The sequence below is a fragment of the Paenibacillus agilis genome (assembly GCF_007786455.1).
Taxonomy (GTDB): Bacteria; Bacillota; Bacilli; order Paenibacillales; family Paenibacillaceae; genus Paenibacillus_B; species Paenibacillus_B agilis.
In genome coordinates, this window is record NZ_VNJK01000003.1 from 222540 (window position 1) to 236712 (window position 14173).

The following is a 14173-nucleotide window of genomic DNA, read 5'->3' on the forward strand; positions in this document are numbered from 1 at the left end:
TACTTCATCTAATCAACTTCAGGCACTTAGACTGGACTTTTGGCGGGGCAAACAGTGGGCTGCGGCATGTTAGACTATCTTTATCCAAAACGCTGCGACAGAACGAACATCTCAGACCTCTTACATCGAAACGAAGCGTTAAGCAGATAAGGATGTGGGGCATATGAAAAAGTCAACTTGGCCGTTAGTGATCGTTGCTGTCTTTGCATTAGTCATTTCGGTGATGGCATGGAATCAGTATATTTTTACTCCAGATGCGCTGGGGGAGAATGGCGACGGATTAATAGGGGTAAAGCAAGGTGAAGCAACTACGTTTACTGCTCTGTGGACAGGAATGCTGTACGTTCATATCGTAAGCAGTGTAATTGCTTTGGTTATCGGAGCCTATCAATGGTTTCCACGGTGGAGGAAGAAATATCGTGGGGCTCATCGAAAATTAGGAATGTTGTACGGCATTGGCGTGCTGTTTGGTGGAATTAGCGGACTGTATTTAGCTGTATATGCGACGGGTGGCTGGATTTCTCAAGCGGGGTTTGGAGTACTTGCCGTATTATGGCTGTACACGGTGTTTTATGGAGTACGTGCAGGCATTCAAGGCAATTTCCGTGAACATCGCAAGTGGATGCTGCGCAATTATGCGCTAACGTTTGCGGCGGTTACACTGCGGATGATGATATTAATATCTGTCTCCTTGTTCGGTGGAGAGAATTTCTTAGCTTATTACGTTGTCATTTCCTGGATGTGTTGGGTGCCGAATTTGCTCGTAGCAGAGTGGATAATCCGCAGGAGTGACACTGTTCAACACAAGCTTGCCACGTAGAAGATTAAATAAAAGAAAAGGAGCAGTGTCCGTGACAGGACGCTGCTCCTTTGTTCGTTGGCATCATTATTATCTATAAAGATACCTTCGTAATTGTCCAAATTATTAAGAGCTAAACTGCGCGTGATGCAAGCGGCTGTAAATCCCGCCAGCGGTTACAAGCTCATCATGCCTGCCTTGCTCGGAAATGCCTTCCTCTGTAACAACGACGATACGATCTGCGTTCTTAATCGTCGCCAATCGGTGCGCGATGACGAGTGTCGTACGTCCAACAGAAAGTTCCGCCAAAGACTGCTGAATCGCCTGTTCCGTCTCGGTATCAAGAGCGGAGGTCGCCTCATCAAGAATGAGGATCGGCGGGTTTTTCAAGAACATGCGCGCTATCGCTAAGCGCTGCTTCTGACCACCAGAGAGCTTCACGCCGCGTTCACCAACAACAGTCAGCAAGCCATCTGGCTGTGAACGGATAAAGTCGTCCAATCTTGCACGACGAGCAGCCTCCAAAATTTCTTCATCGGTTGCACCAAGCTTGCCGTACTCAATATTTTCCCGAATTGTTCCTGCGAATAGGAACACATCTTGCTGGACGATACCGATCTGGCGACGCAAGCTTGTGAGCGTCATATCGCGAATATCGATGTTATCAATCGTGATGCTGCCCTTATTTCGCTCGTAGAAGCGGGGGAGCAGGCTGCACAGCGTTGTCTTACCAGCGCCTGATGGACCGACAAATGCAATTGTTTCACCTGCATGAATCGTCAAGTTAATCTGGTTAAGAACATTAGCATGGCCTTCGTAACCGAACGTTACGTTGTCATAACGGATATTTCCGTTTAGATGAGTGACCTCAATTGCATCCGGCATATCTGCTACATCCGGCTCTGTATCAATAATTTCGAGATATCGTTTGAAGCCGGCAATGCCTTTTGGATAGCTTTCGATAACAGCGTTAATTTTCTCAATCGGTCTAAAGAACACGTTCGTAAGTAACAGGAAGCCGACAAACTCACCGTTTGTAATTTTACCTTGAAGGACGAACCACGTCCCTGATATTAGTACAAATAAATTTCCCAATCGCATAAGCAGGTAGCTGGTCGAAATATTGAAGCCCATTATTTTGTAGGCCATCAGCTTCGCTTCACGGAAACGCATATTGTTGACGGAAAATTGCTTCTTCTCATGTTCCTCGTTCGCAAACGCTTGAACAACGCGGATACCACCAACACTATCTTCCACGCGCGCGTTGAAATCCGCGATATCGGAGAACATGCGGTCAGCCGCTACCGTCATGCGCTTGTTGCACACTACGACCAGCCATGCCATAAATGGTACGATAATGAAAGTCATCAAGGCCAGCTGTACATTCATATACAGCATAATCGTAAAGGAACCGATCAAGGTCATGATCGCGATAAAAATATCTTCAGGACCGTGATGCGCGACCTCACCAATTTCGAACAAATCATTCGTCATACGAGACATCGTATGTCCTGTTTTATTGTTGTCGAAGTAACGGAAGGACAGCTTTTGAATATGGTCGAACAGCTTTTTCCTCATGTCTGTTTCAATGTTGATACCAAGCTTATGGCCCCAGTACGTTACTACATAGTTGAGTCCTGTATTGATGATATACAAGATGAGCAGCCCGAAGCATGCCCATGTGATCCATGTCCAGTTATTGCTTGGAAGTAGATCATCTACGACTCTATTAACAACGAGTGGGAATCCTAACTCTAAAATAGCAGCGATCACAGCACATGAAAAATCGAGTATAAACAAACCGCGATAAGGACGGTAGTACGAGAAAAATCGTTTTAACATGGAAATGCGTTTCACTCCTTTGGCTACTGTGCATATGGTTAAAGATAACTAATTGATAATCGTTATCAATGGTAGCATCAATTGTATAGGATGTCTACAAATCTCATGAATATTAATGAGGTGTTATTTTAAAAAAAGAGCAGCGCCACCAATGTGACTCTGCTCTTTCTGAATGTAATAGATAAATAAAATAATTACAGCTTACAGCTCGTCGAAACCGTTGTCGTCGCCAGCTTTTGCGTACGTGCGAGACTTCGCTTCAAAGAAGTCAGTCTTCGTTGCATTCAAAGCTTCGTCAGAGAATGGCTTAATCCAAGGCATGCAGTTCACATCAACGCCTTCATAGGCTTTGTCCATACCCATGAGAGCAAGGCGGCGGTTCGCGATATGCTTGATGTAGTCAGACAATTCACGAAGGTCAATACCGCTAATGTTTTTAAGCGTGTAATGTGCCCAGTTCGTTTCCAATTGTACAGCGCGCTCAATTGTATCATATACAAATTTGCGGTTTGCTTCTGTATCCAACTCTGGGAAGTCGCGCATCAACTGCTTGAACACTTCACCGAAGAAGTAGCAGTGCTGGTTCTCATCACGTTGAATGTAAGAGATCATTTGGCTCGTACCCATCATCTTCTGATCGCGTGCCATGTTGTAGAAGAAGGCAAACGTTGAATAGAAGAAGATGCCTTCAAGAATCAAATCCGCAACCAACGATTCGAAGAACGTTTGTGGAGTCGGATTGTTACGGAAAGACTGATAAATATCAGCGATAAAGCGATTGCGCTCAAGCAATACTTCATCGTGTTTCCAGTACTCGAAAATTTCTTTCTGTTCCTGCTCTGAAACGATAGAAGAAAGAACATAAGAGTACGATTGATTATGAACAACTTCTTGCTGCGCGATAATTGCAGAAATCGCTTCAAGCGAAGAGTCTGTAAAGTACTGCTTCACGTCGCCAACGTACATCGTCTGCATGGAGTCTAGAACAGCAAGTAAGGAAATGTTGATTTTGAATGCACGGCGCTCTTCTTCAGACAATTGAGCAAACTGCTGTGCATCTTTGTTCATTGGAATTTCGTCTGCGATCCAATGATTCAATAGCAATACTTTGTACAGCTTGTACATATGTGGCATGCGAATATCGTCCCAGTTCAAAATACCGGAGCATTCGCCCATAATAATACGAGTCGATTGGTTAGGTGCCGATGTATTAAAGATCGACTGGCGCTTCAAATCTTGTTCTAACAAGCTCATGAAGGAGCACGTCCTTTCTGCGTAACAATAATAATAGAAATAAGATAGAGATGAAATAGGGAAGCAAAAGCATATATCATAAAGTTTCGAATGCGAAACCGTTTGTCCAAAGGAAGGGCACAAGAGGAAGGCGTTAGCCAGTAACTCATTGTGCCCTATTATCATATATACGTGTTCGTTTAAAAAGCGTGAAAGCTTATCAATCTTTAGCTATTAAGAGCTGCAAGATTCACATTCTTCAACCGTCAATGCTTGGCTGCGCACGTAGTACGTAGACTTCATGCCATCGCGCCATGCGTGAAGATGTAGCTCAAGGAACTCAACTGCACGAATGTCAGGACGAACGTACAAGTTGAAGCTTTGGCCTTGATCAATATGACGCTGACGAGCAGCTGCCATACGGATAGATGCATGTTGGTCAAGACGGAATGCCGTCTTGTAGAACCACATCGTCTTGTCGGACAAGTCTGGAGCCGGATTCGCAATCTTGTAAGTTGTTTTCTCTTCGTAGCTCAACAACTCATATACAGGGTCAATACTTGCTGTAGAACCTGCAATGATGGACGTAGAGCCATTTGGTGCTACTGCCATCAACCAGCCATTGCGCATACCGTTCTCACGAACGTCTGCCGCCAACTGCTGCCATTGCTCAGTTGTAATAAATTCACCAACGCGAGTTCCTGTTGTATACTCACGATCTTCGAAGTAGCCGCCATTTTCCCACTCGGAACCAGGGAAGAGCTCGTAAGTTCCTTTTTCCTTCGCCAACTCCATGCTGGAGCGAATAGCCAAGAAGTTAATGCGCTCATAAAGATTGTCATTGAACGTAACCGCTTTGTCGGATTCCCAAGCAATTCCTTCAAGTGCAAGCAAGTGATGCAGACCGAATGTACCAAGACCGATTGCACGGTAGCGGCGGTTCGTGTGCTGTGCTTGCAATACTTCAATATTGTTAATGTCGATAACATTATCGAGCATACGAACCTGAATCGGTACAAGGCGGTCCAATACGTCAGCACGTACGGCACGAGCCAAGTGAATGGAGTTCAAGTTACATACAACAAAGTCACCAGGTGTTTTCGTAATTACAATGCGTGTTTGGCCGTCTTTCGTTACGAGCTCTTCGTGCTCAACAACGGTAGCGGACATGTTTTGGAAAATCTCTGTACACAAGTTCGAGCTGTAAATCATACCGTGACCTTTGTTCGGGTTCGCACGGTTGGCAGCGTCTTTGTAGAACATGTAAGGTGTACCTGTCTCAAGCTGAGACTTCAATACACGCTTCATAATGTCGATTGCCGGCAGCGTAATGCGGGACAGTTGAATGTTAGCTACTGCCTCAGCATACTTTTCACGGAATGTGCCTTCGCCGAACTTCTCATCATAGAAGTCTTCCAAACCAAGTGGTCGACCATTCGCATCGGTCCAACCCATTACTTTCTTAATTTCGTGTGGGCAGAACAGGTGCCAGTCTTCACGCTTCTCCACAGCTTCCATGAATAGATCCGGAATAGAAATACCGTGGAAAATGTCATGCGCACGCATGCGCTCATCCCCGTTGTTCAACTTTAAGTCGAGGAAGGACAGGATATCTTTATGATACACATCTAAGTAAACAGCGATTGCGCCTTTACGCGTACCCAATTGGTCAACGCTTACTGCTGTATTGTTCAGCTGGCGAATCCATGGGATTACGCCGGAGCTTGTATTTTTATGTCCGCGAATATCGGAACCGCGAGCACGTACTTTACCTAAGTAAACGCCGATACCGCCGCCCATTTTGCTAAGACGAGCTACGTCTGTATTGGAATCGAAAATACCTTCCAAGGAGTCGTCGATCGTATCGATGAAGCAGCTGGAAAGCTGACCAGCGACTTTCTTACCAGCATTCGCCATCGTTGGCGTTGCTGCTGTCATGTACAAGTTACTCATTGCCCAGTACGCTTCTTTAGCAAGCTCTACACGGCGCTCCGCAGGCTCTTGGTGCATCAAGTACATGGCGATAACCATGTAGCGCTCTTGTGGAAGCTCCATCGTACGAGTATCGAAGTCAGTAGCCAAGTAACGCTCACGAAGCGTCAAAAGGCCGATATAGTCGAACAACTCATCACATACAGGCTCGATCGCAGCACCCAGATCACGAATCTCCTCTGGAGTGTATGCATCAAGTAGTTCTTGACGGTACACACCGATTTCGACGAGGCGTTTGATCAATTTATAGAAATCGCCATATGGCTTGTCTGGATAAGCTTTGTAGTTGCGATGTACGGCTGCTTCTTTGTACAGTTTCGTCAATAGGGAACGCGCAGCGACGAACTTCCAGTCCGGCTCTTCACGGGATACGAGCTCCAGCGCAGACATAATGCCAGCTTGTGTAATTTCTGCAGCTTGTACACTAGAAGAACGAAGCTTCGTAAGCACACTGCGGTGCCAGCGCTCGATCTCAAGATGCGGGTAATCCTCCATAATACGTTCACCGTATACACGGATACGATTGGCATCGAAGGCAAGAGAGCGGTTGTTAGGCTTAAGTACCGTCTGCACGGTATGAGCAGTATTGGTTGAATACATAGGTTGTTCCTCCTCCACATAAATCCGTACTATCCTGCGTCATGTACATCCATATCATAAGCTGTCATTCAGCTAATCCTTCTATAAATAGTAGGCATTAGGCATGATACAGCGTTCTAACCGTCCGTCATGAGTCATAAGGAAGCCTCTTTGCTGCATAGACGTGACTGTCGGATCGTTCCGAACAGGTGTTAGCAGCAAAGAGGCGTACTATTGTTATAAATTGCGCATACTGAATGTACCCTTATTCTCTAAAGGGCTGTGTTACTCATTAACGTTGTCTTGGGTGGCTGTCCTGGGACAGCTTGTCTAAGTCCAACGCGACCTTGGCAAGGTTATCATGTAGTAAAAATAGAGCACTCTGAACTTCCTGCGAGGTCGATAAAATGGTTCATCCATATCAGTAATCAAGTTGTTAATATACTACATGAAATAAGGGGAAGTAAATAGGACTGAGTGACATTAATCATACCATATTGGGCTAAACCTTTGGTGCCATTGGCTTTAATTCGAGAGAAATTTTTTTTGGAAATGATGAGCTTCACCATGTGTCATTTTGAACACTGAAATTGTAGCAGCTCGATGCTCACTTTTCTGTAGGTTTATTACTAATATACCAGTAAGCTATACCGACAAATACTATTCCGCCAACTGCATTGCCAACCGTAACAGGAATCATGTTGTACAGCCATCCTGCCCATGTGATGGAATCAGGGTGCTGCGGTAATAGGAGAGACAAAGTGAGCAATGACATATTGGCAACACTATGCTCATACCCCGTCGCTATAAAGGCATATAGCATCCACCAAATAAGTATTAGTTTTGCGATGTCTTCCTTTGCACGCATTGATGTCCATATCGCTAAGCAGACCAGCCAGTTGCACAAAATCCCTCGGAAAAATAGCTCATGGATCGGCATATTCATTTTCGCTGCTGCGGTCGTAAATAATAAATGATCGGGGGCAACTTTTCCGAAAATGCCTGTACCATAGATGAGCAGACTGAATAATACAGCACCAGCCAAATTGCCAAGGAAGACAATGACCCAACTGCTCCATGTTACGGACCACGGTGTTCGCTTGGAGAGGCTGCTCACTGTAAATAGCATATTGTTACCCGTTAGCAGCTCCGCCCCTGCAAATATGATTAAAGTAAGCGCGATGCCAAAGGAGGCACCCATAATTACCGAAGTAGCCGGAGAGTTAGCTTCCATAAAGGGACTGCCAACTTTGAAAATAAGCATAATGCCAAAGCCAACGTAAGCACCCGCTAGCATCGCTGCCACCCAATATCGTGCCAGGCTTGATTGCATTAATTTCTTCTTCGTTTCTACCGCTTCATTAATCTGGTCAATCGTTGGCTGAAACATGTTACCCCTCGCTTTTTCAATTACGAATATATAGTAGTTTTTATTTGATAAATTTTGATGAAGTTCTATTAGTAATTCATAGCTTTCAAGTAGTTTCTAGTTTATTACAACGTATATGGAATTGTCTCGAATTTCGGAGTAAGAAAATAGAGCCTCTTAAAGTCATCATTTGTTATTGATTAGCTAACGATCAGCGATCAGCAGCTAGTGATGCGTTCGATAGGCTCTTGCGATACTAGGGAAGCACTGGATTAGAAATTAGCGGCAAAAATGCAGTTATTTCATCTGTTAATAGGCTTATTTAGGCTGTTATCTGCAAAAATGCATTTATTTTTCTATTCGTAGCCATTTCAGCTACATAATCGAGAAAATAACTGCACATTTGTCCATTTTTATTGTCAAATGAAGTTTTTTCATTAAAATAACTGCATTTTTGTCCATACATTGTGATTTTCGCGCGATAAGTGGTAGATTTCGTGAATACCAATACTACTCTGTTCCCAGCTAATTATTTTACAATCCCGCGTTCTTTTGCAGGCGGCGAACGATGGCCATAAAGTCTTCCTTAGAGATGCCAGGAGCAAATTCTTCAGGAAGGTCATCCAAATCAGGAATCGGATGGCCTTCTGGCGTACCTTGCTTCACTTCTAATGGCTTGCCGTCCCCTGGGTGCTTACCGTTCCAAATCAATCCGATATCCTTGTAGTCGTTATCACTCCACGTATACAGAATTCGTCCAAGCCCCTGATCCTCGAATTTGCGTGCAGTTTCAAAGGCGCGGTTATCGAGGTTCGGAATCGGCAGCATCTTGGTTACATCGACTCCTGTTGCAATTTCCAATGCCTTTGAGTAGGCAAGAACATGGGTACCGCCACGCACGAGCAAATATCCAATCATGGCACGGGCTGTAGGATGGTCCGTCATTTCATACACTCTCATCTTATGGGTGCGAGCGCCGCATTCTAGGAAAAAGTTATGCAGCAGATCAAGCACGAGGTTGCCGCTGTTAAATACGTAGTCTCCCGCCCACGGTCGGCCCATCGAATCCCCAACGACGGTCGTTTGAGCATTCGCGATAAAGTGATACGTATTGCGGGCGTTCATACCGACATGTAGTGGCGTTTTATTCGGATTGCCTGGTTTTGTGCTGCCTGACAGCACAATGTTAATCGTATTGGAGACAAGCTCAACGTGCCCGAACTCTTCTGCCGTTATGCTGGCAACGATATCATAAAAAGGCTTCAGTTTTCGCTTCTGCCGAAAGTTGAATGACTGAAACATATAATTATTTAAGGTAGACATCTCACCGAACCGTCCACCCAGCAGTTCCTGCACAGCGGCAGCAGCATTCGGGTCTCCTTCCTTTAAGACAGGCAAATCAATCGCCAGTCGATTGATTCGTTTGAACATGTGAAGACCTCCTTTATCAGGGAGTGAATTTATGTGACTCGACAGCGTTCCCAAATTCGGTTCTAATCGTGCTGCCTATTTTTCTGTTACACAAGCTCACAAAGTTCATCATCATACATTGTTTTAGACCTATGCCGACGACAGAATGTCCTATGTCTACAGCCTGCAAAGAGCCTCGTTTGACCTTGATATTAGGGTCTTTTACAATAGTGAAAAGATTCGGATTCATGAAGGGGAATGACACGTGTATAAAATATTGATTGTCGAAGATGATCCGAAAATAGCAGAGCTACTAGCCTCTCATATTGAGAAATATGGATATGACAGCATCGTTATCCAAGATTTCGGTTCTGTTCAAGACGAGTTTCAGCGTATCCAACCCCATATCGTGGTGATGGATGTCAATTTGCCTAGCTATGATGGCTATTATTGGTGTCGGCAAATTCGTATGGTATCCACTTGTCCTATTTTGTTCTTATCTGCACGCAGCGGTGAGATGGATCAAGTGTTGGCTTTAGAGAGCGGAGCGGACGATTATATTACAAAGCCATTTTCAAGAGAAATTGTGATGGCGAAAATTCGCAGTCAAATTAGGCGTGTATACGGCGACTATGCGATAAAGGAACGTATGGTGGAAAAGTACGGCATGATGCTGTATCCGGAACGGCTTGAACTTCATCTCAAGGGCAGCATGGTTCCGTTGACAAAGAAGGAAGCCGTCCTCATTGAGACGCTGCTTGAGGCTTGTCCACGTATCGTAAAGCGAGATGCTATTTTGGATAAGCTATGGGACGATGAAAGCTATATTGATGACAATACATTGAGTGTAAACATTACCCGCTTACGGAAGAAGCTGTCGGATCTCGATGTAGAAGATGCGCTGGAGACGGTACGCGGAGTCGGCTATCGCTTAAATCAAACATGGTCGATTGAAGGTCAGTCATGAGACTGTTTATTCGTGAACATATTCCACTGATAGGCTTTACGGTGATTCAATTATTTCTTGTGCTGCTCGTCGTATGGTTTGATGGCTACAAGCAAATAGGGACAGCATTGTACGCGATGTTTCTCGGATTGTTTGTGCTGCTAGGTTATTTGATATATCGATATGTGACCCATCGCAAGCTATATGAGCGGCTTTCTCGACCACTCTTGTCCATCCATGATGGGGGAAATACGGCTGATACCCCGTTAGGTCAAGCTGTTGATACCTTATTGGAGAAGCAATACAGCTTTTATCAACAGCAGCTCAAGACGTGGGAGCGCAAGCAGCAGGATCATCTTACGTTTATGAACCAATGGGTTCATCAGATGAAAACGCCACTATCGGTCATTGAGCTCATTATCCAGGATGGCGAGGATATCGATCTAACAAGCATTTCGGAAGAGACGGATCGGCTGCGACAGGGGCTTGAAATGGTTCTTTATATGTCTCGACTGGAAACGTTCGCTCAAGATTTTCATGTGGATCGAGTATCTCTGCACGCAGTTGTCAAAGAAGCAATTAAGGACAATAAGGGATTTTTCATTCGAAGTTATGTGTATCCGGAAAATGTAGTCCCTGATGATCTGTTCGTTGAGACCGATGTGAAGTGGCTTCGATTTGTTATTTATCAGCTGCTATCTAATGCCATTAAGTATTCGGCAGGCAGCCGAGAAAAGATAACCATATCAGCGTATACACAGGAACGTGCGGTCATTTTGGAAGTCACAGATCGTGGTGTAGGCATACCTAAGCAGGATCTATCTCGCGTATTTAGAGCGTTTTATACAGGAGAAAATGGGAGAGTATATCGGGAATCAACAGGCATGGGGTTGTATCTCGTGAAAGAGGTCATCGATAAGCTCCATCATAACATTACCCTTGAATCGACGGTTGGAGTTGGTACCACCGTTCGTATTGAATTTCCACATGCCCGATCATAATTGATATGTTTCCTTGGGAAAAATCATTGATAATAAGAGGACATAAGAACGGGGATTGCTTAGTCAAACCTCGTTCTTTTTTATATCCGTTCACAATTATAGGAGCGAACATAACCTTACAAAGTTGTTAGTTTGGTGAAAGATGGAAAGGTAGGAGAAGGTGCGAGGGTGGTCTATACTAAGTGCATCTGAGAAAGGAGACGGAATGATGGAAATCGTTAACGTTCGCGACCTCTGCAAGGTATATAAAGAAAAAGTAGCGTATGAGGCCTTGACCAATATTGATTTAACAATTGCTAAGGGAGAGTTTGTTGGCATAATGGGGCCTTCCGGCAGTGGCAAAACAACACTTCTCAATATTATATCGACGATCGATGCGCCAACTTCTGGTGATGTTCGAATTAATGGTCAATATCCGCATGATTTGTTTCCCGAGCAGCTAGCTGCATTTCGCCGTAAAGAATTAGGCTTCGTGTTTCAGTCATTCAACCTATTGAACACACTCACAGTAGAAGAAAATATACTGCTTCCTCTTACACTCGAAGGTATTCCGCTTAAAGAAATGGATATCAAAGTGAAAGCGATAGCGCAGAAGCTCGGTATATCAGATATATTGCAGAAGCGTACGTATGAAATATCTGGTGGGCAAGCACAGCGAACTGCGATTGCTCGTGCACTCATACACGATCCGAAGCTTGTACTGGCTGATGAGCCAACAGGAAATTTGGATTCAAAGGCTGCTCGCGATGTCATGGAATTGATGGCTCATTTAAATCGAACCGAGCAGACGACGATGATGCTGGTGACGCATGATGCGATGGCGGCCAGCTATTGCAACCGAGTTGTCTTTATTAAGGATGGCAAATTCCACAATGAGATTGAATGCGGAGAGAGCCGGGAGGAGTTCTATCAGAAAATTATTCATGTCCTATCGCTGTTGGGAGGGTATCGACATGACGTTTCGTCAATTCGCGTTTAGAAATATTGTTCGGAATAAACGTGTCTATGTAGCCCATTTTTTGAGCAGCTCGTTTTCGGTCATGATTTTCTTTATTTATGCGCTGCTGCTGTTTCATCCCAATTTGCAAGGAGAGTTGGCTTCTACTAGCATTACCATTAGTCAACTTGGCATGATGGCGATGGAGGTATCGCAATATATTATTTTTACGTTTTCGTTTTTCTTTTGTATGTATTCAGTCAGTGCTTTTTTGAAGGCGCGTAAGCGAGAGTTTGGCATTTTGATGGTACAGGGGATGTCACCGAAGCAGCTTCATCAGCTTTTGTTTATGGAAAATATGATGATTGGTCTAGCTTCGATTATCGTAGGCATTCTAACGGGAGTTGTGCTGTCCAAGCTCATATTGCTTGTTAGTGCCAGCGTGTTGTTCATACGAAATGGACTTCCGTTCTATATTCCGTGGCAAGCTATATCCTTAACGGCATTGGCGTTTATAGTGATGTTTTTGGTAGTCTCATTACTCACATCAAGGTTGGTGAAGACCAATCAGTTAATTGAGCTGATTCGGTCGGCAGATAAGCCTAAGCCTGAGCCGAAGGCGTCCGTATGGTTAGCGCTATTATCGATTGTGCTCATCGTGGCAGGATATGCAACTGTATTTTATTTTGCGCTGAAAGAACAATCCCCGTACATACTTCTTGCATGTGTCACTCTTACGGTGATAGGGACGTATTTCTTATTTACACAGCTGAGTGTGTATGTGCTCCGTTTGTTACGCGCTAGGAGAGGGCTACTGCTTCGCAAAACGAATTTACTGGTATTGTCGGAACTTGGTTATCGGATGCGAGACAATGCCGTGATGTTCTTTATGGTTTCGGTGGTAACGGCTGTATCTTTCACAGGCATTGGTACTTCTTTTGCTCTGCTGAATCCAGGCCTTGCTGCTATGGAGAAGCCGTACGCATTTACGTATAACTCCCTTGGTAATAATCCGTATGAAGAAGAGCATTGGAAGATGATAGAGAATGAGCTTGGACGGGCAGGATTTGAATATGAGTCAGCTAAAATAGAAGTGACCCATACAAACAATGGAGAGGGCTTGCTTACGCTGTCTGACTATAACAGCTTGGCTGGTATGCTCGGATATCCACCAGAAACATTATCTGATCCGAATGAGGTTCTATTAGCCCCTACAACCGTATTCCAACAAACCCAGTTCAACAAGAAGGCAATGTTACCAGAAACCGTGACGATAGATGTTCGGGATTCGAAATATGATATGAAGGTGAAAACAGCAGGAGCGGCAATTGTAGATACTTACGTGGAAAAGGTTATCGTGGTGCCTGATGAGCTAGCGGAGCGTGCAAAGTTTGAATCAACAGAGCATATTAAATTTGTCGTTAAGGACTGGGAATATACACAAGAAGTAGCACGAAAGATCGAGGCTAACTTAGAGGAGTATCCCGATGCAAAAGGCGGTTTTTACTTTGAGTCACTTGTTACACACTGGCTTACTTCCAAGCAGGAAAATGGGATTATTCTCATGGTAAGTGTGCTGATCGGCATCGTATTCTTTACGTTCGCAGCCAGTTTCCTGTACTTCCGTTTATACACAGACCTTGAGCGAGATCGCCAGCATTACAACATGATTGCGAAGGTTGGATTAAGCCGAAAAGAAATGAAGCGGGTCGTCACCGCCCAATTCGTATTAATGTTCTTCCTGCCTTTCCTAGTGGCAGTTGTCCATAGCAGTGTCGCATTTATGGCGCTGCAGCAGTTAGTCAGCTACTCGGTCTTGCAGGCATCGATTCTTATTTTTATTACCTTTGCAGTTGTACAGTTTATATACTTCATCGGAATTCGATGGCGCTATCTTCACAATTTGATGCGTGCGATGTAGTCCAAGGATAATAAAAAATCCCCTTACGAATTGAGAACACTGCTGCTCCAAGCAGCGGCGCATCTCTTGCTTTCGTTAAGGGGATTTTTAGGTTTGCAGCTGTGCTGCCTATGGACGAATATAAATGTTCATTACTTAACTAGC

The 14173-nt window shown here is 44.4% G+C and carries 10 protein-coding genes; 5 read left to right on the top strand and 5 right to left on the bottom strand.

What is annotated here, in order from left to right:
- The first annotated feature begins 163 nt into the window (after positions 1-163).
- On the top strand, positions 164-820 hold the full coding sequence (locus FPZ44_RS19985; protein ID WP_144993188.1) for a DUF2306 domain-containing protein: 657 nt from the start codon (positions 164-166) through the stop codon (positions 818-820).
- Between the two features lie 105 nt (positions 821-925).
- Here the strand turns inward: FPZ44_RS19985 and FPZ44_RS19990 are convergent, their stop codons facing one another.
- From FPZ44_RS19990 to FPZ44_RS20010, 5 genes are all read right to left on the bottom strand, one after another.
- Positions 926-2641 carry an ABC transporter ATP-binding protein gene (locus FPZ44_RS19990; RefSeq protein ID WP_144993190.1) on the bottom strand — a complete coding sequence of 572 codons (1716 nt, stop codon included), beginning with the start codon at positions 2639-2641 and terminating at the stop codon, positions 926-928.
- Between the two features lie 201 nt (positions 2642-2842).
- Positions 2843-3874 (bottom strand): ribonucleotide-diphosphate reductase subunit beta, encoded by a 1032-nt coding sequence (locus FPZ44_RS19995; RefSeq protein WP_028596777.1) that lies wholly within the window; start codon positions 3872-3874, stop codon positions 2843-2845.
- Positions 3875-4108: 234 nt separating this feature from the next.
- Positions 4109-6466 carry a ribonucleoside-diphosphate reductase subunit alpha gene (locus FPZ44_RS20000; protein ID WP_144993193.1) on the bottom strand — a complete coding sequence of 786 codons (2358 nt, stop codon included), beginning with the start codon at positions 6464-6466 and terminating at the stop codon, positions 4109-4111.
- A gap of 586 nt (positions 6467-7052) precedes the next feature.
- Positions 7053-7835 (bottom strand): formate/nitrite transporter family protein, encoded by a 783-nt coding sequence (locus tag FPZ44_RS20005; RefSeq protein WP_144993195.1) that lies wholly within the window; start codon positions 7833-7835, stop codon positions 7053-7055.
- A 513-nt stretch (positions 7836-8348) separates the two neighbouring features.
- The gene (locus FPZ44_RS20010) at positions 8349-9245 is read right to left on the bottom strand and encodes a manganese catalase family protein (RefSeq protein WP_144993197.1); all 897 of its coding nucleotides are present in this window, start codon (positions 9243-9245) and stop codon (positions 8349-8351) included.
- A gap of 244 nt (positions 9246-9489) precedes the next feature.
- Here FPZ44_RS20010 and FPZ44_RS20015 point away from each other — a divergent pair, with 244 nt between their 5' ends.
- From FPZ44_RS20015 to FPZ44_RS20030, 4 genes are all read left to right on the top strand, one after another.
- Complete coding sequence (locus FPZ44_RS20015) at positions 9490-10191, top strand: response regulator transcription factor (RefSeq protein WP_144993199.1); 702 nt, start codon at positions 9490-9492, stop codon at positions 10189-10191.
- Positions 10188-11171, top strand: coding sequence for a sensor histidine kinase (locus tag FPZ44_RS20020; protein ID WP_144993201.1), 984 nt, complete (start codon positions 10188-10190; stop codon positions 11169-11171). Before FPZ44_RS20015 ends, FPZ44_RS20020 begins: the two co-directional genes overlap by 4 nt.
- Before the next feature lie 208 nt (positions 11172-11379).
- Positions 11380-12150, top strand: a complete 771-nt coding sequence (locus tag FPZ44_RS20025; RefSeq protein WP_144993694.1) for an ABC transporter ATP-binding protein — start codon at positions 11380-11382, stop codon at positions 12148-12150.
- Complete coding sequence (locus FPZ44_RS20030; RefSeq protein ID WP_144993204.1) at positions 12125-14029, top strand: ABC transporter permease; 1905 nt, start codon at positions 12125-12127, stop codon at positions 14027-14029. Before FPZ44_RS20025 ends, FPZ44_RS20030 begins: the two co-directional genes overlap by 26 nt.
- The last annotated feature ends 144 nt before the right edge of the window (positions 14030-14173 follow it).

Coding starts and splice junctions, on each gene's coding strand:
- FPZ44_RS20020 (WP_144993201.1), top strand. CDS start 10,188: ATGAGACTGTTTATTCGTGAACATATTCCACTGATAGGCTTTACGGTG.
- FPZ44_RS19990 (WP_144993190.1), bottom strand. CDS start 2,641: ATGTTAAAACGATTTTTCTCGTACTACCGTCCTTATCGCGGTTTGTTT.
- FPZ44_RS20005 (WP_144993195.1), bottom strand. CDS start 7,835: ATGTTTCAGCCAACGATTGACCAGATTAATGAAGCGGTAGAAACGAAG.
- FPZ44_RS19985 (WP_144993188.1), top strand. CDS start 164: ATGAAAAAGTCAACTTGGCCGTTAGTGATCGTTGCTGTCTTTGCATTA.
- FPZ44_RS20010 (WP_144993197.1), bottom strand. CDS start 9,245: ATGTTCAAACGAATCAATCGACTGGCGATTGATTTGCCTGTCTTAAAG.
- FPZ44_RS20030 (WP_144993204.1), top strand. CDS start 12,125: ATGACGTTTCGTCAATTCGCGTTTAGAAATATTGTTCGGAATAAACGT.
- FPZ44_RS20000 (WP_144993193.1), bottom strand. CDS start 6,466: ATGTATTCAACCAATACTGCTCATACCGTGCAGACGGTACTTAAGCCT.
- FPZ44_RS20025 (WP_144993694.1), top strand. CDS start 11,380: ATGGAAATCGTTAACGTTCGCGACCTCTGCAAGGTATATAAAGAAAAA.